Origin of the sequence: Kribbella monticola (assembly GCF_003261635.1) — a bacterium.
Lineage (GTDB): Bacteria > Actinomycetota > Actinomycetes > Propionibacteriales > Kribbellaceae > Kribbella > Kribbella monticola.
The window spans coordinates 374,043-398,777 of sequence record NZ_QFXK01000009.1 but is presented as its reverse complement, the minus strand read 5'-3'; the positions used below and the strand labels follow the sequence as shown (position 1 = coordinate 398,777).

23 protein-coding genes are annotated in these 24,735 nt (G+C 68.1%); 10 read left to right on the top strand and 13 right to left on the bottom strand.

All coding sequences use genetic code 11. The annotated features are described in order from the left end of the window. Window positions 1-42 precede the first annotated feature (42 nt). Both DIZ26_RS05445 and DIZ26_RS05440 read right to left on the bottom strand, forming a co-directional pair. Window positions 43-1,188 carry a fatty acid desaturase family protein gene (locus tag DIZ26_RS05445; protein ID WP_112238319.1) on the bottom strand — a complete coding sequence of 382 codons (1,146 nt, stop codon included), beginning with the start codon at window positions 1,186-1,188 and terminating at the stop codon, window positions 43-45. Between the two features lie 55 nt (window positions 1,189-1,243). Further along, on the bottom strand, window positions 1,244-2,332 hold the full coding sequence (locus DIZ26_RS05440) for a ferredoxin reductase (protein WP_112238317.1): 1,089 nt from the start codon (window positions 2,330-2,332) through the stop codon (window positions 1,244-1,246). Between the two features lie 86 nt (window positions 2,333-2,418). On the opposite strand from DIZ26_RS05440, the gene DIZ26_RS05435 reads away from it, so the two are divergent. Next, window positions 2,419-3,639, top strand: a complete 1,221-nt coding sequence (locus DIZ26_RS05435; protein ID WP_112238315.1) for a PucR family transcriptional regulator — start codon at window positions 2,419-2,421, stop codon at window positions 3,637-3,639. Between the two features lie 12 nt (window positions 3,640-3,651). Continuing rightward, on the top strand, window positions 3,652-4,245 hold the full coding sequence (locus DIZ26_RS05430; RefSeq protein WP_112238313.1) for an ArsR/SmtB family transcription factor: 594 nt from the start codon (window positions 3,652-3,654) through the stop codon (window positions 4,243-4,245). Between the two features lie 66 nt (window positions 4,246-4,311). On the opposite strand, the gene DIZ26_RS05425 is transcribed toward DIZ26_RS05430, so the two are convergent. From DIZ26_RS05425 to DIZ26_RS05415, 3 genes are all read right to left on the bottom strand, one after another. Further along, window positions 4,312-5,106: a helix-turn-helix domain-containing protein gene (locus DIZ26_RS05425; RefSeq protein ID WP_112238311.1), complete on the bottom strand. Its 795-nt coding sequence runs from the start codon at window positions 5,104-5,106 to the stop codon at window positions 4,312-4,314. Next, window positions 5,099-5,668 carry a carboxymuconolactone decarboxylase family protein gene (locus DIZ26_RS05420; RefSeq protein WP_112238309.1) on the bottom strand — a complete coding sequence of 190 codons (570 nt, stop codon included), beginning with the start codon at window positions 5,666-5,668 and terminating at the stop codon, window positions 5,099-5,101. The genes DIZ26_RS05425 and DIZ26_RS05420 overlap by 8 nt, the downstream gene beginning before the upstream one ends. A gap of 155 nt (window positions 5,669-5,823) precedes the next feature. Beyond that, complete coding sequence (locus tag DIZ26_RS05415) at window positions 5,824-6,294, bottom strand: MarR family winged helix-turn-helix transcriptional regulator (RefSeq protein ID WP_198675907.1); 471 nt, start codon at window positions 6,292-6,294, stop codon at window positions 5,824-5,826. Window positions 6,295-6,373: 79 nt separating this feature from the next. Between DIZ26_RS05415 and DIZ26_RS05410 the strand changes: the two genes are divergently transcribed. Both DIZ26_RS05410 and DIZ26_RS05405 read left to right on the top strand, forming a co-directional pair. Continuing rightward, window positions 6,374-6,985 carry an NADPH-dependent F420 reductase gene (locus DIZ26_RS05410; protein WP_112238308.1) on the top strand — a complete coding sequence of 204 codons (612 nt, stop codon included), beginning with the start codon at window positions 6,374-6,376 and terminating at the stop codon, window positions 6,983-6,985. A gap of 19 nt (window positions 6,986-7,004) precedes the next feature. Beyond that, complete coding sequence (locus DIZ26_RS05405; RefSeq protein ID WP_112238306.1) at window positions 7,005-7,634, top strand: malonic semialdehyde reductase; 630 nt, start codon at window positions 7,005-7,007, stop codon at window positions 7,632-7,634. Between the two features lie 268 nt (window positions 7,635-7,902). On the opposite strand, the gene DIZ26_RS05400 is transcribed toward DIZ26_RS05405, so the two are convergent. Then, window positions 7,903-9,015, bottom strand: a complete 1,113-nt coding sequence (locus tag DIZ26_RS05400; RefSeq protein ID WP_112238304.1) for an epoxide hydrolase family protein — start codon at window positions 9,013-9,015, stop codon at window positions 7,903-7,905. Then, window positions 9,000-10,241, bottom strand: coding sequence for an MFS transporter (locus DIZ26_RS05395; protein ID WP_157979593.1), 1,242 nt, complete (start codon window positions 10,239-10,241; stop codon window positions 9,000-9,002). The genes DIZ26_RS05400 and DIZ26_RS05395 overlap by 16 nt, the downstream gene beginning before the upstream one ends. A 93-nt stretch (window positions 10,242-10,334) precedes the next feature. Between DIZ26_RS05395 and DIZ26_RS05390 the strand changes: the two genes are divergently transcribed. The 6 genes from DIZ26_RS05390 (at window position 10,335) to lexA (ending at window position 18,071) form a co-directional block, all read left to right on the top strand. After that, window positions 10,335-10,892, top strand: coding sequence for a TetR/AcrR family transcriptional regulator (locus DIZ26_RS05390; RefSeq protein ID WP_198675906.1), 558 nt, complete (start codon window positions 10,335-10,337; stop codon window positions 10,890-10,892). Between the two features lie 102 nt (window positions 10,893-10,994). After that, complete coding sequence (locus DIZ26_RS05385) at window positions 10,995-13,202, top strand: glycoside hydrolase family 3 C-terminal domain-containing protein (protein ID WP_112238298.1); 2,208 nt, start codon at window positions 10,995-10,997, stop codon at window positions 13,200-13,202. A gap of 149 nt (window positions 13,203-13,351) precedes the next feature. Next, window positions 13,352-14,890: an alkaline phosphatase D family protein gene (locus DIZ26_RS05380; RefSeq protein ID WP_112238296.1), complete on the top strand. Its 1,539-nt coding sequence runs from the start codon at window positions 13,352-13,354 to the stop codon at window positions 14,888-14,890. A 12-nt stretch (window positions 14,891-14,902) separates the two neighbouring features. Then, entirely contained in the window at window positions 14,903-16,153 is a 1,251-nt protein-coding gene (locus DIZ26_RS05375) for a hypothetical protein (protein ID WP_112238294.1), read from the top strand. 73 nt (window positions 16,154-16,226) lie between these two features. Further along, the gene (locus DIZ26_RS05370; protein WP_112238293.1) at window positions 16,227-17,351 is read left to right on the top strand and encodes a low temperature requirement protein A; all 1,125 of its coding nucleotides are present in this window, start codon (window positions 16,227-16,229) and stop codon (window positions 17,349-17,351) included. A 60-nt stretch (window positions 17,352-17,411) separates the two neighbouring features. Then, window positions 17,412-18,071, top strand: coding sequence for a transcriptional repressor LexA (gene lexA, locus DIZ26_RS05365; protein WP_112238290.1), 660 nt, complete (start codon window positions 17,412-17,414; stop codon window positions 18,069-18,071). Here the strand turns inward: lexA and DIZ26_RS05360 are convergent. From DIZ26_RS05360 to DIZ26_RS05335, 6 genes are all read right to left on the bottom strand, one after another. Continuing rightward, complete coding sequence (locus DIZ26_RS05360; protein WP_112238288.1) at window positions 18,057-19,124, bottom strand: acetate/propionate family kinase; 1,068 nt, start codon at window positions 19,122-19,124, stop codon at window positions 18,057-18,059. The genes lexA and DIZ26_RS05360 overlap by 15 nt on opposite strands. Continuing rightward, window positions 19,121-21,499, bottom strand: coding sequence for a phosphoketolase family protein (locus DIZ26_RS05355; protein ID WP_198675905.1), 2,379 nt, complete (start codon window positions 21,497-21,499; stop codon window positions 19,121-19,123). Before DIZ26_RS05355 ends, DIZ26_RS05360 begins: the two co-directional genes overlap by 4 nt. Before the next feature lie 76 nt (window positions 21,500-21,575). Then, a complete protein-coding gene (locus DIZ26_RS05350; protein WP_157979592.1) occupies window positions 21,576-22,331 on the bottom strand; it encodes a class I SAM-dependent methyltransferase in 756 nt (251 codons plus the stop codon). Between the two features lie 84 nt (window positions 22,332-22,415). Next, on the bottom strand, window positions 22,416-23,006 hold the full coding sequence (locus DIZ26_RS05345) for a YbaK/EbsC family protein (protein WP_232828154.1): 591 nt from the start codon (window positions 23,004-23,006) through the stop codon (window positions 22,416-22,418). Between the two features lie 168 nt (window positions 23,007-23,174). Then, window positions 23,175-23,996, bottom strand: coding sequence for a hypothetical protein (locus DIZ26_RS05340; protein WP_112238284.1), 822 nt, complete (start codon window positions 23,994-23,996; stop codon window positions 23,175-23,177). Between the two features lie 3 nt (window positions 23,997-23,999). Then, a complete protein-coding gene (locus tag DIZ26_RS05335; RefSeq protein WP_112238283.1) occupies window positions 24,000-24,581 on the bottom strand; it encodes a papain-like cysteine protease family protein in 582 nt (193 codons plus the stop codon). Window positions 24,582-24,735: the final 154 nt, after the last annotated feature.

Here is a 24,735-nt window from a genome sequence, read left to right as displayed (position 1 = left end):
CGCGGACCGGCCGGGGAACCAGACGAGGTTGCTTCCGGCTGATCAGCCGGCCGAGAGGGCCAGGCGGCGGACGCCCAGGCGCGAGGTGAGCTTCTTGGCGAAGTCGTTCGGGAGGGACAGCCGGACGACCTTGGCCCACGCCGACCCGACCTGCTTCGGCAGCGGGCCGGTGGTGTACTTCAGGCCGTACTCGTCGAAGATCGCCCGGACCTTCGGCGCGATCTCCTGGTACCGGTTGCTCGGCAGGTCCGGGAACAGGTGGTGCTCGATCTGGTACGACAGGTTGCCGGTCATGATGTGCATCGCGCGGCCGCCGGAGATGTTGGCCGAGCCGAGCATCTGCCGCAGGTACCACTCGCCGCGGGTCTCGCCGTCGATCGACTTCCGCTCGAAGGTCTCGACGCCTTCGGGGAAGTGACCGCACATGATGACCGAGTGCGCCCACACGTTGCGCACGATGTTGGCGGTGAAGTTGGCCGCCAGCGTGTGCAGGGCCGACGGGCCGGACAGCAGCGGGTGGACGACGTAGTCCTTCGTCATCTGGCCGCGGATCTTCTTGAAGACCTGCTTCGCCCGCGCCTTGAACTCGGGGTCGCGACGACTTTCCTTGCTGGCCAGGTTCTTGCCGAGCTCGAGGTCGTACGCCGCGATGCCGTACTCGAAGAACATCGCGTTGATGAAGTTCCACAACGGCTGGGCCAGGTAGAGCGGGTACCAGCGCTGGTCCTCGTCGACGCGCATGATGCCGTAGCCGAGGTCGTTGTCCTTGCCGACCACGTTCGTGTAGGTGTGGTGCAACTCGTTGTGCGAGTGCTTCCACTGGTCCGACGGCGAGGCGTGGTCCCACTCCCAGGTGGTGGAGTGGATCTTCTGGTCCCGCATCCAGTCCCACTGGCCGTGCATGACGTTGTGGCCGATCTCCATGTTCTCCAGGATCTTGGCCACCGACAGCCCCGCGGTACCGATCAGCCAGGCCGGCGGGAACAGGGACAGCAACAGCACCGCCCGGCTGGACAGCTCCAGCTTCCGCTGCACGTTGATGACCTTGCGGATGTACGCCGCGTCGGACGCGCCCCGGGCCTCGATCACCTCGGCCCGGATCTCGTCGAGCCGGCGACCGATCTCCTCGATGTCGTCCGCGCTCAGGTGGGCGATCGGGTTGTCAGCCTTCTTCTGCAGCACTGTCATAGGGAAATCTCTCTCAAGAAAGGAAGTAAGGAAGGAAGCCGGTGGAGGCGGGTGACTAGAGGTCGATGTCGCAGGAGCCGGCCGCGGCGGAGATGCAGGTCTGGATCAGTACGCCGTCGCCGGGCGCGGCCGTGGTGACCTCGCCGGAGCGCAGATCGCGGACCGAGCCTTCGCGTAGTGGCAGCACACACGAGAAACAGATACCCATCCGGCAACCCGACGGCATGAGGACGCCGGCATCCTCGCCGGCTTCGAGGATCGGGGTGGCACCATCGGCTTCGAGGGTGACGCCGGCCGCGGTGAAGCGGACGGTCCCCCCGTCGCCCGGCTCGGCCAGGGCGGTCCGGAACCGCTCGGTGTGCAGCAACTCAGGGTCTGCCCACTGCTCTTCGAGCGCGTCGAGAAGACCAGCCGGGCCACAGGCCCAGGTCTCCCGCTCAGCGAGGTCAGGTACGAGTTCGGCAAGCGCGGCCACGTCCAGGCGCCCGTGTGTGTCGGTGTGCTGCTCGACCAAGCGAAGCCGGCCGTCCTCGGCGAAGCGGCGGAGTTCGCTGCCGAAGATCACGTCGTCGGCGCAGGCCTCGGAGTGGACCAGTACGACGTCCTTCAGCCGGTCGAGGCCGGCGCGCAGCATGCCCATGACGGGGGTGATGCCGCTGCCACCGGTGACGAAGAGGACCTTGGTCGGCGCCGGGTCGGGCAGCACGAAGTCGCCGACAGCCTGGTCGAGATGGACCAGTTGGCCGGGACGCAACTCCTGCGCGAGGTGTGCGCTGACGACACCGTCGGGCACTGCCTTCGCGGTGATGGTGAGCAGCCCGTTCTCGGGTGCGGAGGTCAGTGAGTACGAGCGCCAGAGGCGGACGCCGTCGACCTCGATGCCGATCCGGACGTACTGACCGGGCTGGTGGCCGCGCCAGGCGCCGCCAGGCCGCAGTACGACGGTCACCGCGTCCGCGGTCTCCGGTCGGACGTCGACGACGCGGGCGCGCAGGTCGGCGCCGGATCGCAGCGGCCGGAACATGTCGAGGTAATCGGCCGGATCCCGCGGGTGCGTCGCGGCGGCGGCAAGCTGCCAGACCCGCTCGCGCAGCCGCCCGCGCGGGGTGGCCCGCGGGCTCTGATCGGGCACGAAAGTCGTCATACACTCCAATGTCCTCGACCGAGGGTGTAATTTCATGACCGTAGGCGGTGAATCTGTCTCCCGATTTTGTACGGAGCGAACAAAGAATGGCCGATCCCGATCCCATCCGTCACGCCAGCCGCACGGCTCGGGGTGCCGCCGACCTCGAACTCGGCGAGGCGGCGATGGACCTGTTGCGGTCCCGCCTGGTCGACATCGCGGAGAACACCGTCACGGCCATCATCGCCGAGGTGCCCGGCTACACCAACGCGCTGGCCGGCCCGATGGGCGCCAAGATCGAGGGTGCCGTCCAGCTCGCCCTGGGCGGATTCCTCCGCCTCGCCAGCAGCGGCGATCCCGGTACGCCGCTCACGCCGGCCTTGGAGGGTGCGTACATCCTCGGCCGCGGTGAGGCGCGCAGCGGCCGGAGCATGGACGCGTTGCTCGCCGCCTACCGCGTCGGAGCGCGCGTTTCGTGGCGAGAGCTGTCCGGTACTGCGGTAGAGGTCGGCCTGTCCGCAGAGACGCTGGCCAAGTTCGCCGAACTCGTCTTCGCCTACATCGACGAACTGTCCGCGGCGAGCGTCGCCGGGCACACCGACGAACTCGCGACGAGCGGCCAGGTCCGGCAGCGGTACTTGCAGGCGCTCGCGCGAAGTCTGTTGCAGGGCGATTCGGCTGATCAGCTTGCTGACCGGGCTGAGCGAGCCGACTGGCAACCGCCTAAGACGTTGACCGCCGTGATTCTGCCGAATGCTCATGTGCGCGGTGTGCTTGCCGCGTTGGATCCGCGCACGTTGAGGACTGAGGACGAGCTGCCCGGACTCGAGAAGGAGGACGTCGCAGTGCTGTTGGTCCCCGATGCGCACGGGCCGGCGCGACCCGCGCTCCTTCGAGCCTTGCGCGGACGGCAGGCCTGGGTCGGTCCCGACAAACCTTGGACCACCGTGCGTACGTCGTACGAGCGAGTTCTTCGAACCCGCGAACTCGGGCTGGTCCTGGAGACGAGCGCGCCGGTCGACACCGAGCACCACCTGGCCAGTCTGGTGGTGACATCGGATCCGGCGGCGCTGGAGGATCTCCGTGCTCGCGTGCTCGCGCCGTTCGCGAAGTTGCGGCCGGCGACGGCCGAGCGGCTCATCGAGACCTTGCGGGAATGGCTTCTGCAGCTGGGCCGGCGCGACGAGGTGGCGGCCGCGCTGCATGTCCATCCGCAGACCGTGCGCTACCGGATGGGCCAGGTGCGGGAGCTGTTCGGCGAGCGGCTCGACGACCCGCGGACCGTGCTCGACCTGACGATCGCACTCGCCGCCGAACCGCTTCGTTAGGCTGATCCGACCATGGCGACTGAAAACCCTCTTCGTTCCACCGGAGTGCCGGACTACGAGCTCGAGGAGACGATCGAGCTCACCACAGCCGAGCAGGTGCGGGCGATCAGCGACCCGCTCCGCACGACCATCCTCGGGCTGCTGCACGAACGCGCGGCGACCGTCACCGAACTGGCCGCCGCCGTCAAACGCCCCAAAAGCACCGTCGCACACCACGTCAACGTGCTGGCCACGGCGGGGCTGCTGCGCGTCGTCCGGACCAAGCGGGTGCGTGCGATCGACGAGCGGTACTACGGTCGCGCGGCGCGGATGTTCTACGTCGGACTCGGGCGGCAGGGGGAAGGTTCACCACTCCCCCACGACTTCAACGACTTCGAGGTCGCGATGAAGGAATCGGCCGCGGCGTACGACGCGGGGCAGATGCGATCGTTCATCCGGCACGCCCGCATCCCCGACGAGCGAGCGGCGGAGTTCTGGCAGAAGGTGGATCAGGTCATCCACGAGTTCGACCAACTGCCGCGCTCAGGCGACACGACATACGGCTTCACCGTCGGCCTCTACCCAATCCTCGACTACCCGATGCTGCCACCCGTCGCCGAAGACTGAGAAGTCCCTACGTCGCAAGCCCGATCGCCAACAAACCCGTGGTTCACGTCCGTTGGTGGTTGAAGGTCAGTCGACTAGTTTCTGGGCGGCTGTTCGGGTTTCGGCGTTGGCTGGGAAGAAGCATTCGATACGGAGTTCCTGCAGTGTTACGTCCTGGGGTGTGCCGAGTGTCGTCACCGTGGAGAAGTACTCGAACCGCCGGTCTCCGAACGCGTAGCGGATCGGGACGATCGGGAGCAGCGGTTGGGTGGCGTCGAGGGAGCGGAGGCTGCGCGGGACGCCTGGATAGTCGAGCACTTCGGCGAGGATTACCTGCGCGCGCTCGTCGATGAGGCCGCCGACCGCCTCGCGGCGTACACGTCGTACGAGGGCTTCGGCCACCTCTTGCCAGTTGGTGACATGACGTCGTACGCCGTCGGGGTGGAACATCCGGCGCAGTACATTCGGCGGCCCCGGCGGCTCCTGCGTCGACCCGTCCTGCAGCAGGGCGAAGAATCGCCGGGCCGCGGCGTTCGTACGACGGATGTCCCAGCTTCGGTCCATCACCAGCGCCGGGAACGGCTCCTGTTGCAGGAGGATCGTGTCCAGCGCCTGCCTGACCGCGGCGAGCTCCGGCTCCTCCAGCCCGGACTCTCGGTACTCCGGCGCGAACCCGGCGCTCAGCAGCAACGTGTTGCGCTCGCGCAGCGGTACGTCGAGTACCTCGGCGAGCTTGAGGACCATCTGGCGACTGGGGTTGGACCGGCCGGTCTCGACGAAGGACAGGTGACGGATGGAGACGTCGGCCTCGGAGGCCAGCGCCAGTTGGCTGAGCCTCCGGGCACCACGCCACTGCTTGAGCAGCGATCCGACCTCAGACACCTGCCGAGTATCCAGGTTTCCAGGCATGCGGCGCCACCGCTTCCTCGAGCTCGGGTTTCGCGGCGCTGGCGGTGTAGTTCGTCATTGCCGAGATCGCGACGCCGGTGATTGCCTCTAGCAACTGTTCGGCGGTGAAGCCGGCCGCCTCGAAGGTGGACACATCGGCGTCGTCCAGGTGCCCACGGTTCTCGATAAGTGCGCGGGTCAGCTGGGACAACGCCGCCATCCGCGGATCGGCCGGAAGCTCGCCGCGGCGCAGTGCCTCGACCGCCTCCGGTTCGACGCCGTCCGCCAGCGCCTCCAGCGTGTGGAAGGCGACCGCCCACTCGCTGCGGTTGGCGACCGCGTTCGACAGCAGCAGCACCTGACGCTCGGCGGCGGTGAAAGTACCGGTGTTCCGGAACAATCCGAAGGCGGAGAAGAAAGTGTTGAGCAACGGCGCCGAGTTTGCCATCAGACCGGCCGCGGCCGGCACGAACCCGAACGCCTGCTGCAGGATCTCGAGCGGCTCCCGCACCGTCTCGTCCGCGGACGCCGGGGTTTGGATCTGGTAACTGTTCATGCCCTCAACCCTGCGATCCCGCCGAAGGCAAACCAATTCCCTCGCAGGTAAACGTTCCTGCCTGCTCGTCCGCTCCGGCTCAACGACCGGAACAGGCTGGACGACCATGCGGGCTCGACGACCGGGACGCCAATACTGTCGCCCGGTGCTTGACCTCAGTCGTCGGGGTCGAGCTCTCCGAGTCGCTTCCGGACCTTGTCTCCGATGGTTGTGAGGGTCTCCAGCTCCTCGGCGGTCACGTGGTCGATGAAGGTGTTGCGGACCTCCGCGACGTGCAGCGGAGCGGCGGCCTCGATCAGCGCGCGGCCCTGCGGTGTGATCACAATGATCGCGCCGCGCTGATCGGTGAGACAGCGCTCGCGCGCCACGAGGCCGCGCTTCTCCATCCGACTCAGGTGCTGCGACAACCGGCTCTTCTCCCAGTGCAGCAACCGGCCCAGCTCGAACGGACGCAGCCTGCCATCGGCCGCCTCGGACAGGTGTGCCAGGACCTGGTAGTCCGGCGTCGACAGACCGGACCGCGTCCGCAGCTGGCGGTCGAGGTACTCGCTCAGCGCGTCCTGCATCGCCATCAGGCTCCGCCAGGCCCGGTCCTCCCGGTCGTCCAGCCACCGTGTCTGCGTCACCCGACGATCGTACACGACTGGTTGATGTGTGAACTACTTGTGCTAAGTTGGTTCACACGTTAACTACTTGGAGGAGATCATGGCTGCTGTACCGCAGTACTCGATCGTCGGCAGCGGGAGCGTCGGCTCGGCGCTGGCCCGGCTCTTCGCCCGCGCGGGCGTCGAGGTGAGCATCGCGAACACCCGCGAACCGGAGACGCTCCGCGAGCTCACCGACGAGCTCGGCGCGAGCGTCCACGCCGTACCGCTGGAGCAGGCGCTGGCGAGCGACGTCGTCCTGATGGCGATCCCGTTCCCGGCGATCGCGGAGTTCGGCCGATCGCTGCCGGACTGGACCGGCAAGACCGTCGTCGACGCGACCAACGCGCACTACGCACCGAACGCCGAGGACATCCTCGGCGGCCGGCCGTCGTCCCAGTACGTCGCGGCACAGCTACCCGGCGCGACAGTCGTCAAGGCGTTCAACCAGCTGCCCGCCAAGGTGCTGTCCGAAGCGCTCGACCCCGCCGTCGGACGGCGCGTCGTCTTCGTTGCCTCCGACAACCAGGAGGCCGGCGAGCGGATCGCGAAGCTCGTCGACTCGCTCGGCCTGTCGCCGGTCCAGGTGGGACGACTGGACGAAGGCGGCCGGCTGATCGAGGCGCCCAACGCGCTCGTGCTGCGCAACCTGGTCGAACGCCCACTCTCCTGACGTCGAAAGGCACCCAACGATGAACTCCAAGGAATACAGCGATCCGGACGCGCTTCGCCTCGGCCGGCTGGACGAGCAGGCCAAGCGCGTCCTGTTCACCGAGGCCCGGACCGCGAACACCTTCGCGGACACCCCGGTACCGGACACGGAGCTACGCGACATCTGGGAGCTCGCCAAGTGGGGTCCCACTGCGGCAAACACCCAGCCGCTCCGCGTGCTCTACGTCCATCCCGGTGAAGCGCGGGATCGGCTGGTCAAGCACATGGACGAAGGCAACCGGGCCAAGACCGCGTCCGCGCCGGCCGTGGCCGTGCTCGCGACCGACACGCGGTTCCACGAGCACATCCCGGACTTGCTGCCGTTCCGGCCGGAGCTGAAGGACACATTCGCGGCGAACGCGGAACTGCGCACCGAAGCGGCGAAGTTCAACGCGATCCTGCAGGCCGGCTACTTCATCCTGTCGGTCCGCGCACACGGCCTGGCGGTCGGCCCGATGGGCGGGTTCGACTCGGCCGGGATGGACAGCGAGTTCTTCCCTGACGGACGGTTGCACTCGATCCTGGTCGTCAACATCGGACACCCGGGCGAGGACCCCTGGTTCCCTCGCCTGCCGCGGCTGTCAGACGACGACGTGCTCCAGTGGGCCTGACAGTGCGAGGATCGGCGGATGGGATTCACTTCGGCGGCGGCCTGGGCTGCCCACGACCCGCTCACGGTGATGGCCCGCCACGCCGCGCTCCGGGCAGCCGCCGATCGCAGTCCCAACGGTGATGCTCGAGTCCGGTGCGGACGGCCTGCTCGGGCCGAGCCCAGCTGACGACCGGCCGCACTTCATCGGCCCCTACGAGCACCGAGTCCTCGAAAACACGGGACACAACTCCCGCAGGAAGCCCCGGACCGCTTCGCTGGCGCGGTGATCAGTCTGCTGTGAGTGCGGCGAAGGTTCGGATGTCGGCGGCGAGGAGGTCTGGCTCCTCGGTGGCCGCGAAGTGACCGCCGCGTGGCAGCTGCGTGTAATGGACGACGTTGTAGTTGCGTTCGGCCCACGATCGCGGCGGCTGGACCAGATCGGCCGGGAACACGGCCAGACCGGTCGGCACCGATACCTGCACGGCACCGGGCGGGTAGTGGTTGTGCTCCCAGTACGGTCGGAAGCTCGCCGCGATCGCTCCGGTGAACCAGTACAGGCTCGCCTGGGTCAGGATCAGGTCATCGCTGAGCCCCGAGAGCTGATCACCGTGGTCGGTCCAGACGCGGTACTTCTCCAGGAGCCACGCGAGTAACCCCACCGGGGAATCGTTGAGCCCGTACGCCGGTGTCAGCGGCCGCGTGCGCTGCAGGTGCTCGTACCCACCCTCGTCGGCGTACCACCGCTCGCCCTGCGCGGAGTACGCGGACTCCTCCTCGGTCGGCTGCGACCGATCCGTGGGGTCAGCAACCGCCAGCACGTGGATGCCGGCAACAGCCTCTGGATGCGCCTGGCCGAGCCGCGCGCTGATCCCAGCGCCGAGATCACCCCCATGCGCGAGATACCGCTCGAAGCCGAGCCCGGTCATCAACCCGTGCCACAGCTCATGCGTCGGAACACCGGGCATCGTCGGCTGCTCCGGTGTGAAGGGAAAGCCGGGCAGGGACGGCACGACAACGGTGAACGCGCGCGCCCCGGCCTCGCCGTACTCACTCGGCCGTGCCAGTCGCTTGGCGAGCTCCACCTCTTCGAGAAACGTGCTCGGCCATCCGTGCGTGAGCACGATCGGCAGCGCGTCGGCCGTCTCGCCGTCGAAACGCAAGTAGTGCAAGGGCAAGTCGTCGACCGTCGCCCAGTACGACGGCAGTGCATTGATCACTCGCTCCTGGGCGCGCCAGTCGAACCCGTCCGCCCACCACTCCGCCAGCCGCCGCAACGCCTCCGGCTCGGTCCCCGCTCCCCAGCCACTCATCGGCCAAGGACGGGGCCACCTGGTGGCACGAATCCGGCGGCGCAGTTCGTCCAGCTCTGCATCCGGTACTGCGATCAACTGGTCCGACATGGCAACTCCCCTTCGTCGACGACAGTGTGCTCCGTCGGCGACTCGTTCTTGCTGGCCTGTCGGACGATCCCGGCAGCTGCCGCGATGAGGATCAGGGCGACTTCCAAAGCGCCGTACGCGACGGCTGTCGGCTCGAGACCGAAGCGCTCGGTCGCGAGCCCCGCAGCCAGTGCGGGCACACTGAAGGCGAGGTAGCTGACGATGTACATCGTCGCGAACACCTCCCCGCGCTGGGTGTCCGGCGCGGCCTCGCCGAGTGCCTGAACCACGAAGCGGAACCCCGCACCGAAGCCGAGGCCGGCGACGGCCGATCCGGCCACGTAGAGCGGCAACGTGGTGAGCGGCATCGCCGCGATCGTGAGCAGGACGCCGACGGCGAGCGTTCCGTACCCGAGCCACTCGCGCCATCGCGGCGACAAGACCGTCGAGACGACGGTGCCGGCTGCCCCGGCGGCGAAGAACACTCCGAGCACGACGCCGACGACGAAATGACTGTGTACCTCGAGGACCTTGCCGAGTACCGACGAACCGAGGGACAGATACAGCCCGCCGAGCGCCCAGGTCGCCGCCATCGAAGGAACCAAGCCGAAGAAGACCGGCCGCACGGCCGGCGGAAGTCCGGCGCTCGGTCGCAGCGACCTCCAGAGCGACTCTCGCGAGCCCGGCTGCTGGCGAGCGCGCTCGGGGATCAGCCAAACTAGCGCTGCGAGCACCACGTAGACCACCGCGAGGATCCAGAAGACGAGCTGGCGAGGCAGCGGCGCGAACTCCACGAGCGCACCGGCGAGGACCGCTCCGATCACGATACCCAGGGACGGGACCGCACTGCTGACGACCGAGCCCAACCGTGGGTTCGGCGCCGAGTCCAGGATCATGGCCGTCGTCGTACCGGTGGCTGCGCCGACGGCAACACCCTGCACGATGCGCGCGACCACCAGCGCCCCGGTACCGCCGGCGATCGCGAACAGCACCATGCCCAGTGCGAGCAGCACCAGAGCACCGGAGGCGACCGGGCGACGGCCGACCCGGTCGGAGAGCGAGCCGACGGTCAGCAAAGCGGCGAGCAGCGCGAAGACATAGACGGCGAAAACGACGGTCAGCACGAACGCCGAGAACCCCCAGAGGCGCTGGTAGACGGGATAGAGCGGCGACGGCGCCGACGCGGCAGTCAGCGTGGCTGCGCCGGCTGCCCCGGCAACGACGAACGAAACTGAACGGCTGAACACAAGGACCTCCATCCAAAAGCAATAATCTTTGCTCTAAGAACATCCTGTGCCCCAACCAACCCAAAAGCAAACTTCTTTGCTTAGAATGGTGTCGTGCCTGATCGACCGAGTCGCCCTGGCGGGCGGAGCAACCGGGTGCTGACCGCGATCTACACCGCCGTCGGTGAGCTCGTCGGCCAGGGCGCCGACAAGATCAGCTTTCCGGTCATCGCCGAGCGCGCCGGTGTCAACCCGACGACGCTCTACCGGCGCTGGCCCGACGTCAACGCGCTGCTCGAGGACGTCGCCGTCGCGGCCCTGACGCGGGACGGCGAGTCCGTGCCCGACACCGGATCCCTCCAGCAGGACCTGACCGAATGGGCGAACATCATCGCCCGCGACATCAACCGTCCCGAGCGAGCCCGCTACCTGCGGGCGATGGTGGCGGCCCGCGTCGACCTGGTTGCGAACTGCGCGATCACCGACACGCGCCGCGACCAGGCGGCCGAAATGGTACGGCGCGCCACCGAGCGCGGGGAGAAGACACCGACCGTCGCGCAGATTCTCGACCACATCGTCGCGCCGCTGTACTACCCCGTCGTCTTCGCCTTGCCACTCGACCAAGACCACGCCGAGCGACTCGTCCGCGACGTACTCGCGCTGGCTCGCTGAGCCCTCCGGCATCGACCGCCTCGGACCGGCTGCGGTCCTTGCGGGCGAAGGTACAGTCTCGACTACCCGGTGCTTGCTCCTGTCTGTGAAGAGGGTTGAGTTATGGCTGAGTTGTCGACTGCTGAGCAGGCTGCGCTGGGAAGTGGGGCCGATTTCTGGACCACCAAGCAGGTCGGGGCGGTGCCGGCGATCGTGTTGACCGACGGGCCGCACGGGGTTCGCAAGCAGGTTGCTTCGAGTGATCAACTCGGGATTGCCGAGAACGAGCCGGCGACCTGTTTCCCGCCGGCCGCCGGGCTCGGGCAGAGCTGGGATCCGGAACTGGTCGAGCGGGTCGGTACGGCGCTCGGCCGGGAGTCGCAGGCCATGAACGTCCAGGTGCTTCTCGGTCCCGGCATCAACATCAAGCGTGACCCGCGCTGCGGCCGCAACTTCGAGTACTACTCCGAGGATCCCTATCTGAGCGGCGTCCTCGGTGCCGCCTGGGTTCGCGGCGTCCAGGGGGAAGGCGTCGGCGCGTGCGTGAAGCACTTCGCGGCCAACAACCAGGAGCACGACCGGATGCGGGTCAGCGCCGACGTCGATCCGCGCACCCTGCGCGAGATCTACCTGCGCGCCTTCCACCGCGTCGTCACCGAGGCGAATCCGTGGAGCCTGATGTGCTCCTACAACCGCATCAACGGCGTACTCGCCTCGCAGAACGAATGGCTGCTCACCAAGGTGCTCCGCGACGAATGGGGCTTCGAAGGCGTCGTCATCAGCGACTGGGGTGCTGTCGCCGATCGGCCCGCGGCCGTTGCTGCCGGCCTCGATCTCGAGATGCCCGGCGCCACCGGTACGACGGACAACGAGCTGGTCGTTGCCCTGAGCAACGGCACTGTCGACCCGGCGCACGTCGCGCGAGCCGCCGAGCGCGTCGCGGCGCTGGCGATCCGTACGACGGAAGCGCATCGCGCGGACGCCAGCTTCGATGCCGACGCGCATCACCAACTCGCCCGAGACGCCGCAGCACAAAGCATCGTCCTTCTCCAGAACGCGGATGAGCTCCTCCCGCTGGACAGCTCGGACCGCCTCGCCGTGATCGGTGAGTTCGCCGAGAAACCGCGGTACCAGGGCGGCGGAAGCTCGCACGTGACGCCCACTCGATTGGACGTGCCGCTGGACGAGATCCGCGCCCACGCCGAGGTGACGTACGCACCTGGCTTCAGCACCGACGGCTCGGGCGACGCGGCCGCCTTGCGCGACGACGCAGTACAGGCTGCCGCTGCGACCAACACCGCCGTCGTGTTTCTCGGCCTGGCCGCACGGCAGGAGTCCGAAGGTGCCGATCGCACCGACATCGAGATCCCGGCCGAGCAGCTCGAACTGCTCACCGCCGTTGTCGCAGCACAGCCGCGCACGGTGGTCGTGCTCATCCACGGTTCTGTACTACGTATCGCTCCCGTCGCCGCGATCGCTCCGGCAGTTCTCGACGCGGCCCTGCTCGGCCAAGGTGGCGGCGCGGCGATCGCCGAGGTGCTCTTCGGCCGCGTGAACCCGTCCGGCAAACTCACCGAGACCGTCCCGGTGCGCCTGCGCGACGTACCGGCGTACGGGAACTTCCCCGGGGAGAACGGGCACGTCCTGTACGGCGAAGGCCTGCACGTCGGCTATCGCTGGTACGACGCTCGCGACCTCGCCGTGGCTTTCCCGTTCGGGCACGGCCTGTCGTACACGACCTTCGACTACAGCGACCTCGTGGTCGAAGCAACGGATGCCGGCCTTCAGGCCAGTGTCACGATCACCAACACCGGCAAGCGCGAAGGCCGCGAAGTCGCTCAGTTCTACGTCTCGCTGCCCGGCTCGGCCGTAACGCGGGCCCCGCAGCAGCTGGTCGCGTTCGCCCATGCGAGCCCGGCACCCGGCGAAAGTACGACGATCCAGGTGACCATCGATCGCGGCGACCTCGCTTACTGGGACGTCCGAGCGGATCGCTGGGTCGTGGAGAGCGGCGAGTACGTCGTGTCCGTCGGCTCCTCCAGCAGGGATCTGCGAGCCAACGCGGCCGTATCCGTCACGGGTGACGAGATTCGCCTGCCGATCACCCTCGACTCCACGATCGCGGAGATTCTGCGCGACCCGATCGGCGCCGAGGCGCTCGGCGGCCTGATCGAGTCCGTCTTCGGCACCACGATGGGCGAAGAGGCGGCCGGCGCGGACATGGGCGCGATGCTCGGTGCGCTGCCGGTCGGGCGCCTGGTCGGCTTCTCCGGCGGCCGGCTCACCCGCGCCGAACTCGAACAACTGCTGGTCGCCGCCAATCCTGATTGAGCAGCGGCTCGCGGCGCGCCGTAGAAAAGTTACATAAAACCGGGAACTATGGGAACGCACTACCACCGCCCACAAGGTTCCCGGATGTTTCCGCCCGCTTCATCTGTCCGAGGGGCCTGCCGCCATGCGCTCTCCTGAAGGTGAGGCCCATGAAACCTCTCAGTCGTCGAACTCTCGTCCTCGGTGGACTCGCGGCTGCCGGAGCAACCGCCCTGCCAGCCCATTCCAGTGTCATCACCGCCACCGCAGCAGTGCCCTACCCCTTCCAGCTGGGGATCGCCTCCGGTGAGCCCGACCCGAGCAGCGTCGTGCTATGGACGCGACTCGCACCGGTCCCCCTGAACGCCGACGGCCACGGCGGCATGGCCAACGCCGACGTGGTCGTCGACTGGCAGGTCGCCAGTGACGAACTCTTCACCAACCTCGTCGCCTCGGGATCCGTCACAGCGACCTACGCCGCCGCGCACTCGGTGCACGTCATCGCCGGCGGCCTCAACCCCGACTCGGACTACTTCTACCGATTCCGCGCCCAGGGCCACCTCTCCCCCGTCGGCCGCACCCGTACTACGCCCGCGCTCGGCGCCGCCGGTCGCGATCTGCTGATGGCGTTCACCTCCTGCTCGCACTACGAGGAGGGCTATTTCACCGTCTACCGGCGGATGGCCGAGGACAACCCGGGCGTCATCCTGCACCTCGGCGACTACATCTACGAGTACGGTCCGACGGCGGGCCGGACGCGGTTGCACGCGGGTACCGCCGAGATCACGACGCTCGCGGAATACCGGGTTCGCTACGCGCAGTACAAGACGGACCCAGACCTGCAAGCGGCGCACGCGGTCGCGCCGTGGATCGTCGTACCGGACGACCACGAGGTCGAGAACAACCGGGCCGGCAACATCCGCGAGAACAACGTGCCGGCGCTGACCGCGGCGCAGTGGACGGCGCGACAGGCCGGCGCCTACCAGGCGTACTACGAGAACATGCCGCTGCGGCCTGCGCAGGCCAGCAACGGTGCCAGCATTCCCTTGTTCCGAAGGATTCGCTGGGGCAACCTGGCCACCTTCCACATGCTCGACACCCGGCAGTACCGCGACGACCAGGCCTGCGGCGACGGCTGGAAGATCTGCTCGGACGCGGATCTGGCGTCGCGCAGCCTGCCGGGCAACGCTCAGGAGTCCTGGCTGCTGGACGGTCTGTCCCAGCACCAGGGGACGTGGGACATCATCGGCCAGCAGGTGTTCTTCGCCCGGCGGTTCAACTCGACCGGCGCGAGCATGGACTCGTGGGACGGGTACCGCGCGTCCCGGGCCCGGATCCAGCAGGGCTGGGTCGATCGCGGCGTCCGCAACCCGCTCGTCCTGACCGGTGACGTGCACCGGGCCTGGGCCAGCAATTTGGTTGCCGACTACAACAATCCGTCCTCGGCCGTGATCGGCACCGAACTCGTCACCAGCTCCGTCACCTCCAGCGGTGACGGCGACGGCGCGACGACGATCCCGGACGTCGGAACCAACCCATGGCTGAAGTTCTACAACAACCGCCGCGGCTATGTGCGGACAGCGATCAGCCCGACCCAGGTACGCGCGGACTTCCGGGCCGTGGCCAAGGTGTCCGAACACGGCGCCGCGGCGTCCACGGTGAAGTCGTTCGTCGTCCAAGAGGGCCAGCCCGGCCTTCAGGCAGTCTGAGAGGGCCGGCTCATGAAGAAGCTCATCGCCCTGGCCGTGGTGGCATCGTCGGTCGTCTTCACCGCGACGAACGCAAGTGCCGCTGTGGCGACACCGACGTGGCAGACGGCGAACAGTGTCGCGACAGGCGACCAGGACACGCCGTCGATCGCAACCAACCGCAACGGCTACGTCGCGGTCGTCTGGGAGGACGACCGGGACAGCACCGACGCGACCGACAACGCCCACAGCGAGATCTTCCTGCGGATGTTCCACAACGGCACAGCGACGTACGAGGTGAAGCTGTCCGCCGGCGGCAGCAGCGGGGTCACCAACTGGCGCCATCTGCACCCGGATGTCGGCCTCGACGACAAGGGCAATGCTGTCGTGGTCTGGGCCGACGACCCGGACGGCAACGGCTACTACAACATCCCGTACCGCGTGGTGAACACCGCCGGCACCGTCACTGCTTCAGGCAATGCCAACAGCAGTTCGACGGGCCAGCAGATCAATCCGCGCGTGGCTGTCGATCCGGACGGTGCACCCTCTGGTGCGGCGGTGGCATTCACCGTGGTGTGGGAGGACATTCAGACCGGCGCGCAGGCGATGGTCAAGGCGGCCGGGTTCACCGGTCCGACCACGCGGGCCTGGGAGGTGACGGCTTCGCAGACCACGGGTCAGCACCACAACCCGGACGTCGGCGTATCCGCTTCCGGCGAGGCGGTCGTGGTCTGGGACGAGGACGGTGACGCCAACGGCGCCTACAACGTCGGCCTGATCCGGTTGGCTCGCACGAACGGCGCGGCCACCCTGTCCCGCCGTACAGCGAACGCCCTCGGGAGCGGGCAGGAGCGGCACGCGTCGGTGGCGGCCAACTTCAACGGCGACTTCGCCGTCGCCTGGGAATCCGACCACACCGGTACTGCGGGCGCGTGGACCCGGACCTTCGACGTAACCGGGGCTGCTCGCTTCTCCGATGTGGAGGTCGCTGTCGGCGGCACGGCACCGTCGATCGGGATCGACGACCAGTCGAACTCGGTCGTCGGATGGACAGTGCAGGGGGCCGACCCCGACGTATGGCTCCGCGGCTTCAACACCACCGGAACGGACGCGGGTCGACTCTCGGCCCAACGCCTCAGCCAGGTCACGGCAGGCCGCCAGGAACAGCAGACCGTGGCAGTCTCGCCGTACTCCGAAGTGGCCGTCGCCTACACCGACGACAACGACGGCAACACCTACGACCAGGTCATCCTCGGCCAGGACATCTCGAACAACAGCTGGTGATCGACAGAGAGCCCAGAGTTCGCTCTGGGCTCTCTCCACCTGGCTGGCCTCGCCAAGTGGCACACTGTCGCCGATGAGCGAGACAGCGGCCGAGCCGGAAAAGAAGGTCAGCTGGGCCGAGCTGTTCTTCGACCTGGTGTTCGTGTTCGCCGTCACCGAAGTCTCGTCACTGCTGAGCTCCGATCACTCCTGGACCGGACTCCTGCGGGCCCTCATCGTCTTCGTACCGGTCTACTGGGTCTGGGTCGGTACGGCGGTGCTGACCAACCAGCGCGACGTGGCGAGTCCCCGGCTGCGACTGATGGTCTTCGCGGTCGCTCTCGCCGCCATCTTCCTCGCGATCGCGATTCCGGAGGCCTACGGAAGACTCGGGCTGCTGCTCGCTATCGCCTACTGGCTGGCGCGAATCGCCCTGGCACTGGAACTGGCGGCCGGACGCGGGCGGATCAATCCGTACACGATCAGCATCTTCGTCACCGGCCCCCTGTTGGTCGTCGGCGCCCTGCTCGACGAGTGGCCGCGCACCGCCGTGTGGGCACTCGCCGCGTTCATCGACCTGGCGACGCCGACGCTGCTGCGCGCCCGCTTGCTGCGGATGCACGTCAACCCGTCGCACCTGGCCGAGCGCTTCGGCCTGTTCGTGCTGATCGCGCTGGGCGAATCCGTCGTCGCGATCGGCGCCTCGGCCCAGGCCGGGCACCTCGGCGTCGCGGTCGGCGCGGCGGTGGCGGCGGCCTTCGCGCTGACCGCCGGGTTGTGGTGGGTCTACTTCCACTTCGCCGCCGACGCGATGCGGCATTCGTTGGCGACGGCAACCATTCAGCTGGACATCATCCGGCTCGTGCTGAGCTACGGCCACCTGATGTTCATCGGTGCGATCATCGCGATCGCCGTCGGCCTGCACGACGCCGTCGCCCATCCGGGCCACCACCTCTCCTGGGCGATCACCGGCCTCCTGTACGGCGGTACCGCGCTCTACCTCGCCGGCTTCGGCTTCACCCGCTGGGCGATGTTCCGCCTCGTCTCCCGCACCCGGCTCACAGCGGCAGCCGCAGTACTGGTTCTGCTGCCACTTGCTCCCCTGCTCCCGGCGCTCGCCGCCGTTCTCGGTCTGGCAGCAGTCGTCGGCGCCCTCAACCTCTACGAAGCGCTCACCAATGACCGCACTGGCTGGCGCGCCCGCACGGCCACGGAGTGAACACTCGGATCCCGCGAGGCGGTGCCGGGCGGAGGTGTTCCTGCCTCTAGGATTCCGCGGGTGAGCTACGACGATCTTGAGCCGTTCGGTCAGTTGGACACCTCGACGCTGCCGGAGCGGCAGCAGCGGATTCTGGTGGCGATCCGGGACTGCGTGGTCAAGAACGGGTACTCGCCGAGCACCCGGCAGATCGGCGCCGCCGTCGGGCTGCGGTCGACCTCTTCGGTCTCGAAGCACCTGACAGCGCTGGAGGAGAAGGGGTTCCTGCGGCGCAGCGAGTCGGTGTCGCGCCCGATCGACGTCCGGGCGTTCCTCAAGGAGGGTCCGGCGCAAGCGAGCAACGACCAGTCGATCGCGGTGCCCGTCGTCGGTGACATCGCCGCCGGTACGCCGATCTCCGCGGTCGAGCACGTCGACGACTTCATCACGCTGCCGCGCGAACTAACCGGCCGCGGCACCATCTTCGCCCTGCGGGTCCGCGGCGAGTCGATGATCGACGCGGCGATCTGCGACGGCGACACGGTCGTGGTCCGGCAGCAGTCCGAGGCCCACTCCGGCCAGATCGTGGCGGCGATGATCGACGACGAGGCGACCGTGAAGGTCTACCGCCGGCGCAACGGTCACGTCTACCTGGAGCCGCGCAACCCGGCGTACGAGGTCATCGACGGCGACAACGCCACCATCCTCGGCGTCGTCGTGTCCGTCCTACGAAGCGTCTGACCCGAGCACCTCGCGGGCCTGCGCGGCCATTGTGAGGTCCTCGCGCGACTCGATGACGCAGAGCGCGATCGGGGCGCCGGGAGCACTGATCACCGGCGCCGACGATTCGTTGCTCTCGGCATCGAGTACGATGCCCAGCCAGTCGAGTCGCCGGGCGACCGCGGCCCGCAGCGGCGCCGAGTGCTCACCAACCCCACCGGTGAAGACGAGTGCATCGACGCCGCCGAGAGCCGCCGCCATCCGGGCGATCTCACCGACGAGCCGGTGCACGTATACGTCGTACGCCAGCCGGCAGGTCTCGTCGCCGTGCTCGACGCCAGCCAGTACCTCGCGCAGGTCACCGGATCGCGAACTCAACGCCAGCAGGCCGGAACTGTGCTCCAACGCATCGGCGATCTCCTCGGCCGCGAGGCCGCCGGACGTCTGCAACCACAGCAACAGCCCCGGATCCACCGACCCCGGCCGGGTCCCCATCACCAGCCCGTCCAGCGGGGTGAACCCCATCGTCGTGTCCACCGACCGCCCGTCCTCGATCGCACACAACGACGCCCCCGAGCCCAGATGACAACTGATCAGCCGCGGCACTTCGCGATCGAGCAGTTCGGGCGCCCGACGAGCGACGTACGCATGCGACAACCCGTGGAACCCGAACTTCCGCAGCCCGAACCGCTCCCGCCATCCCGCTGGTAACGCATACGTCGCCGCGGCGTCCGGAATCGTCCGGTGGTACGACGTATCGAAGCAGGCCACCACCGGCCGGCCACCCGACCGGCTGGCCCGGATGAGTTCCAGCGCCTTCGGCTGATGCAAGGGGGCGAGTGAGACCAGGTCCTCGATGGCGGCCTCGACCTCGTCGTCGACCACGGCGGCGCCGTCGAACCGGTCCCCACCGTGCACGACCCGGTGCACCACCGCATCGCCGGCCATCGCGTCGATCGGTCCCGGCGATCCGTCCCAGTCGGAGACGTCCTTCTCGTCGATCACCTGGTCCTCGTCGTCGAGGACCCGCAACTTCAGGCTCGACGACCCGGCGTTGACGATCAGCAGGTTCATCCCTGCCGGCTCCAGCGCCAGTCCCGGACCTCAGGGAGATCCTCACCGACCGAGGTCACATGAGCGCGGTGACGCGCGCGCTGGTCGGCGAAGTGCTGGCGAACCGAGACGGCCCGGCTGCGCAGCGACGGCACCCGGTCGATGACATCCATCGCGAGGTGGTACCGGTCCAGGTTGTTCAGCACCACCATGTCGAACGGCGTCGTCGTGGTGCCCTCCTCGATGTACCCGCGAACGTGCAGGTTCTCGTGGTTCGCCCGCCGGTAGGTCAACCGGTGGATCAGCCACGGGTAGCCGTGGTACGCGAAGATCACCGGCTTGTCGGGCGTGAACAACGCGTCGAAGTCCGGATCGGTCAGCCCGTGCGGATGTTCGGTGGCGTCCTGCAGCCGCATCAGGTCGACCACGTTCACCACCCGGATCTTCAACTCCGGCAGGTGTTCGCGCAACAGGTCGACCGCGGCCAGCGTCTCCATCGTCGGCACGTCACCCGCACACGCCATCACCACGTCCGGATCGCCGGCGTCGTTGCTGGCGAAGTCCCAGACCCCGATCCCCCGCGCGCAGTGCAGTTGCGCGGCCTCCCAGTCGAGCCAGTTCGGCTGCGGCTGCTTGCCTGCGACAACGACATTGATGTAGTTGCGGGTCCGCAGGCAGTGATCCATCGTCGACAACAGGGTGTTGGTGTCCGGCGGCAGGTAGACGCGGACGACCTCCGCCTTCTTGTTCACCACGTGATCGATGAAGCCGGGATCCTGGTGCGAGAAGCCGTTGTGGTCCTGCCGCCAGACGTGCGAGGTGAGCAGGTAGTTCAGCGACGGGATCGGCCGCCGCCAGTCCAGCCGGTTCACGGTCTTCAGCCACTTGGCGTGCTGGTTCACCATCGAGTCCACGATGTGAACGAACGCCTCGTACGACGAGAACAACCCGTGCCGCCCGGTGAGCAGGTACCCCTCCAACCAGCCCTGACAGGTGTGCTCGCTGAGCATCTCCATGACCCGGCCGTCGACGGCCAGATGCTCGTCGGTGTCGCGCCGGTCCGCGTTCCAGGCCTTCGCGGTCACCTCGTAGACCGACGAGAGCCGGTTCGACTCGGTCTCGTCCGGACCGACCATCCGGAAGTTCCGCTGGTCGGCGTTCAGCGTGAACACGTCACGCAGGAACCCACCGAGCACCTTGGTCGGCTCGCCGTCCTCGGCACCCGGAGACTTCACCGGTACGGCGTACTCCGCGGCCGCGGGCAGCTCGAGATCGCGGGTGATCACGCCGCCGTTCGCGTGCGGGCTCGACCCCATCCGCAAACTGGCCGGCGGAGCCAACTCGGCGAGTCCCGGCATCGGCCGGCCGCTACTGTCGAACAACTCCTCTGGCCGATAGCTGCGCAGCCAGTCCTCCAGTTGCCGCAGATGCTCCTCGTTCGTCCGTACGCCGGACAGCGGGACCTGGTGCGATCGCCAGGTGTCTTCGACCGGTTCGCCGTCGACCGTGTGCGGACCGGTCCAGCCCTTCGGCGTACGGAGCACGACCATCGGCCACGCCGAGCGCGCCGGAGCAGCGTCCGCAGTACGGGCTTCCAGCTGGATCTCGTCGATGCGGTCCAGGCAGCGATCCATCGCCGCGGCCAGGGCCTGGTGTACTTCGGCCGGTTCGGATCCCTCGACGAGGTACGGCTCGTGGCCGTAGCCGCGCAGGAGCGCGGTGAGCTCTTCGTCGCCGATCCGGGCGAGCACGGTCGGGTTCGCGATCTTGTAGCCGTTCAGGTGCAGGATCGGCAGCACTGCGCCGTCGCGGCGCGGATCGAGGAACTTGTTCGAGTGCCAGGAGGTGGCCAGCGGCCCGGTCTCCGCCTCGCCGTCGCCGACGACGCAAGCGACGACCAGGCGCGGGTTGTCGAAGGCGGCGCCGTAGGCGTGACTGAGCGAGTAGCCGAGTTCGCCGCCCTCGTTGATCGACCCGGGTACCTCCGGCGCGACATGGCTGGGGATACCGCCTGGGAACGAGAACTGCTTGAACAGCCTGGTCATACCGGACTCGTCCTGCGTGACTTCCGGGTACGTCGCGGTCCAGCTGCCCTCGAGCCAGCTGTTCGCCACGATCGCGGGGCCGCCGTGCCCCGGGCCGATCACGTACATGAGCTCCCGCTCACGTTGGCGGATCACCCGGTTGAGGTGGGTGTAGACCAGATTCAGGCCTGGCGTGGTGCCCCAGTGGCCGAGCAGCCGCGGCTTGATGTGTTCGGGTCGCAGCGGCTCTGTCAGCAGCGGGTTCGCGAGCAGGTAGATCTGGCCCACGGACAAGTAATTCGCGGCCCGCCAGTAGGCGTCCAATCCCTGCAGTTCGTCGTCGGTCAGCGGCCGTCCCTCAGCGTGCTCCACGGTTCTCCCATCGAAGATCGGTCGGCACGCGTCAGGCCAGGCGATCACGCGCCCGGTGTCTGGTACCCATCGCCGATCAGTCCAACCGGACGGCGTGCAGCAACTGGGAACTGACCTGACCGGTGGACAGCAGCTGACCGAGCCGGTGCTGTTGCTCGGCTTCCTGGGAGTACGCCTCTTCTCCCTCGTGCCGCTCGCGGATCAGGTCGTCGACCCGCCCTGACCGTTTGGTCCAGGAGGCGGGGGTGTCCCCCGGATCGTCGACCTGCTCCTCGACCGCGAAGCCACTCTTGTCCAGCACGGCGACCAGCTCCTCCTGCGATGGGAACGAGTTCCCCTCCGGCACCGGTTCGAGGTCCGGTGTCTGCGCGACCAGGACGAGGAGCCCGAGGTGGGCGCCCGGCGTGAGCACCCGATGCAGCTCCGCCAGCAGAGCAGCCTTGTCCTGCACAGTACACAGCACCCCGAGGCACCACGCCGTACCGATCGATGCCGTCCGCAACGGAACGACCAACCCGTCCGCCCGGATCGCCGGCAGTCCGAACAATCCGGCGGCGGCCCGGCAGGCACCCTCCATCGGATCGACCAGAACAGGCCGTACGCCGTACCGCCGAGCCGCCCAGGCCGCCGGACCGCCGATCCCGGCACCCAGGTCGAGCAGTGTGGTCGAAGGACCGAACTCGAGCGCCTCGGCCAGCCAGGCGAGCGCCGAGGGGCTGGCACTGCCCCGGCAGCCCGCAGGAATCGCGTGCTCGTCGCCGAGGTCCTCGACCGCTGCCCGGGTCCACTCGGCGACCACATCGAACTCGGCTTCCATCTTTTCGCTGTTCATCGCCAGGTCGGTACCCAGCGTCAATCGACGGCACCGCCATGCCCCAGGTGATGAGGCCGAGGCATGGCGGTGGAACGAGGAGGTCTAGAAACCGGACAGGGCAGGACGCGCGACCTCGATGTCGGCGTCGGTCGTGGGCAGGGCGAGGCTGAGAATCTGGGCGGCCGGCAGGCGGCGCAGGGCCGAGCCTTCGACCAGCAGCTTGGAGCCCCGGATCCCGCTGCCGAGGATCACCGAGCCCGCCGTGGTGACGGCCTCGTCCACGAGGACCGGCCAGTCGGCCGGCAATCCGAGCGGGGTGATCCCGCCGTACTCCATCCCCGTCCGGCCGAGCGCGTCGTCGTGGGCGGTGAAGGAGAGTTTGCGAACGTCGAGATGTCGCCGGACGACGCCACGGACGTCCGCGCGGGCGGTCGCCAGGACGACCACGGCGGCCACTCGCGTGACGGCCGACCGGCGGCCCTCGACGATCAGGCAGTTCGCGGAGGCGTCGAGCGGTACGCCGTACTCGGCGCAGAACGCGGCCGTGTCCGCGAGATCCGGGTCGATCGGCGCGACCAGGGCGTCCAGGTCGTCGAGTACCGAACGGACGGCGACCGCGGCGAGATCGGGCCGGTGTTTCAGCGGCTGCCACTGCAGTCGCCTTGCCATCAGCCGGCCGACCTTGTGGTCCACCGGGAACAGTGGGTGCAGGAGGGGTCAGTACGCGTGGGCTTCATACCCCGCGACGGTAGGCAGACCGCCTTGCAGCATTCTCTATCCAGCTTGTGGGACGACAGCATGTGGGGCGACGAAAAGCTGCGAGCCCCAGACGATGGGACCCGCAGCCTTTGCGTTCGGTGATCAGCTCAGCGAGCGCCGCCGCGCGAAGAGCACGACACCGGCAGCCAGTACGACGGCCGTCGCGCCGGTTGCAGGGACGAGCCAACTGTCGCCGTCCGCGGGCACCGCCATCGCGGGTGCGGTCGCGGTTGCGGGGGCTGCGGCAACGTCGTACCCGCCCGCGGTGCCGTTCTTCGCGTACGTGCTGCCCGCCTGCTTGTCGGCGTATCGGGCAGCGACCTGCTGACGGTACGCCGTGATGCTGATCGGCTTGGTCCCGATCGCCTTGGTGGCATCGGCATCGAGGGCGCGGATCTGGCTGCCTGCGACGACGTACCAGGCGTCAAGCTGTGGCTCGATGAGCAGCTTGCCGCCGTGTGCCGCCGCGGCCATCCTCGCCTCGGTGTCACCGGTCGCGATGTTGACCGGCTGCCATGCGCCGGCCTGGTCCGGAGCGGTGTAGACGGTCATGATCGCAGTCCCCTTGGTCGCCTTGGTGGCGACGTACCAGAGCGTGCCGACCTCGGCCGACCGGGACCGAACGAAGTCGGGGTTCAGCGCGTACACAGGCACGACGTCCTGCTGTACTACGAGTGCCGCTTTCGCCGTCGCCGCCTTGGCGGACGCCGACTGGCCGGATCGCTGGGACATCTGGACGGCGACCTTGTCGAGCAGTTGGCCGGCCTGGGCGGAGTGCGCCGCACCGGAGGCCGCGGCGAGATCCGGACCTGGGGTCGCGGCTCCGGCCGTCGCGGCCGCCGAGAAGGCGAACAGGGTGCCGACGCCGAGCGCGGTGGCGGTGAGACGTGCTACCCGCAGTACCTGATGCTTGAGGGGCGACATGGCTCAGGCTCCGATCCGGTAGAGCGAGTGGGTCCAGGTGAACTGCGAGTTGGACCGGTACCAGTTGTAGGTCGAGTAGTTGTACCGCTGGTCGTCCGGCCAGGGGTTGTAGTACTCGATCGTGCTGTTCGAGGAGTCGTAGCCGATGATGTCCATCATGTGGCCGCCGCCGGAGGTCCAGCCGATCCGCGTCATCACCGGCCGGTTGTTCGACAGTTCGGTGACGAGCGTGCTGAAGCTCAGCGTGCCGGAAACGTAGTTGCCCTGACTGATGCCGATCGACGAGAACGCGCGCTGGTCGTTGCCCAGGGTGGCCTGGTTGTTCGGGCAGGTGGCGTTCATGGAGTAGCCGAAGGCAAGGTTGCAGAACTGGTTCTGCGAGTAGCCGTAGCCGTAGTACGTCGCGACGCTGTTGCCGGACGCGGCCCAGCACCAGTTCGTCTTCTGTTGCGCCTGGCCGGTGATGTTCAGATACCAGCTGCCGGGCGCGGCCGAGGCCGCCGGGGCGAGTGGCACCAGCGTTGCCAGTCCGATGATCGTTGCCAGCAGCAATGACCAGGTACGGCGGATCCTGACCCTCCTCATGGGTCCTCCTCTGTGGGGGCGGGGTGAGAGCACTCATCGTGATCACCTGCTCACCGGCCGACAAGACGGCCCGCGGGCTCCGCGCGCCCGGTGTGAACGGCCGACCCGTGGTGAACGGCAGGTGACGGCTGTCACCAAGGTCCAGCTGTGAACG

Coding starts and splice junctions, on each gene's coding strand:
- DIZ26_RS05375 (WP_112238294.1), top strand. CDS start 14,903: ATGAAGAAGCTCATCGCCCTGGCCGTGGTGGCATCGTCGGTCGTCTTC.
- DIZ26_RS05440 (WP_112238317.1), bottom strand. CDS start 2,332: ATGACGACTTTCGTGCCCGATCAGAGCCCGCGGGCCACCCCGCGCGGG.
- DIZ26_RS05335 (WP_112238283.1), bottom strand. CDS start 24,581: ATGAGGAGGGTCAGGATCCGCCGTACCTGGTCATTGCTGCTGGCAACG.
- DIZ26_RS05400 (WP_112238304.1), bottom strand. CDS start 9,015: ATGTCGGACCAGTTGATCGCAGTACCGGATGCAGAGCTGGACGAACTG.
- DIZ26_RS05370 (WP_112238293.1), top strand. CDS start 16,227: ATGAGCGAGACAGCGGCCGAGCCGGAAAAGAAGGTCAGCTGGGCCGAG.
- DIZ26_RS05340 (WP_112238284.1), bottom strand. CDS start 23,996: ATGTCGCCCCTCAAGCATCAGGTACTGCGGGTAGCACGTCTCACCGCC.
- DIZ26_RS05405 (WP_112238306.1), top strand. CDS start 7,005: ATGAACTCCAAGGAATACAGCGATCCGGACGCGCTTCGCCTCGGCCGG.
- DIZ26_RS05435 (WP_112238315.1), top strand. CDS start 2,419: ATGGCCGATCCCGATCCCATCCGTCACGCCAGCCGCACGGCTCGGGGT.
- DIZ26_RS05420 (WP_112238309.1), bottom strand. CDS start 5,668: ATGAACAGTTACCAGATCCAAACCCCGGCGTCCGCGGACGAGACGGTG.
- DIZ26_RS05350 (WP_157979592.1), bottom strand. CDS start 22,331: ATGAACAGCGAAAAGATGGAAGCCGAGTTCGATGTGGTCGCCGAGTGG.
- DIZ26_RS05445 (WP_112238319.1), bottom strand. CDS start 1,188: ATGACAGTGCTGCAGAAGAAGGCTGACAACCCGATCGCCCACCTGAGC.
- DIZ26_RS05360 (WP_112238288.1), bottom strand. CDS start 19,124: ATGAACCTGCTGATCGTCAACGCCGGGTCGTCGAGCCTGAAGTTGCGG.
- DIZ26_RS05385 (WP_112238298.1), top strand. CDS start 10,995: ATGGCTGAGTTGTCGACTGCTGAGCAGGCTGCGCTGGGAAGTGGGGCC.
- DIZ26_RS05430 (WP_112238313.1), top strand. CDS start 3,652: ATGGCGACTGAAAACCCTCTTCGTTCCACCGGAGTGCCGGACTACGAG.
- DIZ26_RS05380 (WP_112238296.1), top strand. CDS start 13,352: ATGAAACCTCTCAGTCGTCGAACTCTCGTCCTCGGTGGACTCGCGGCT.
- DIZ26_RS05410 (WP_112238308.1), top strand. CDS start 6,374: ATGGCTGCTGTACCGCAGTACTCGATCGTCGGCAGCGGGAGCGTCGGC.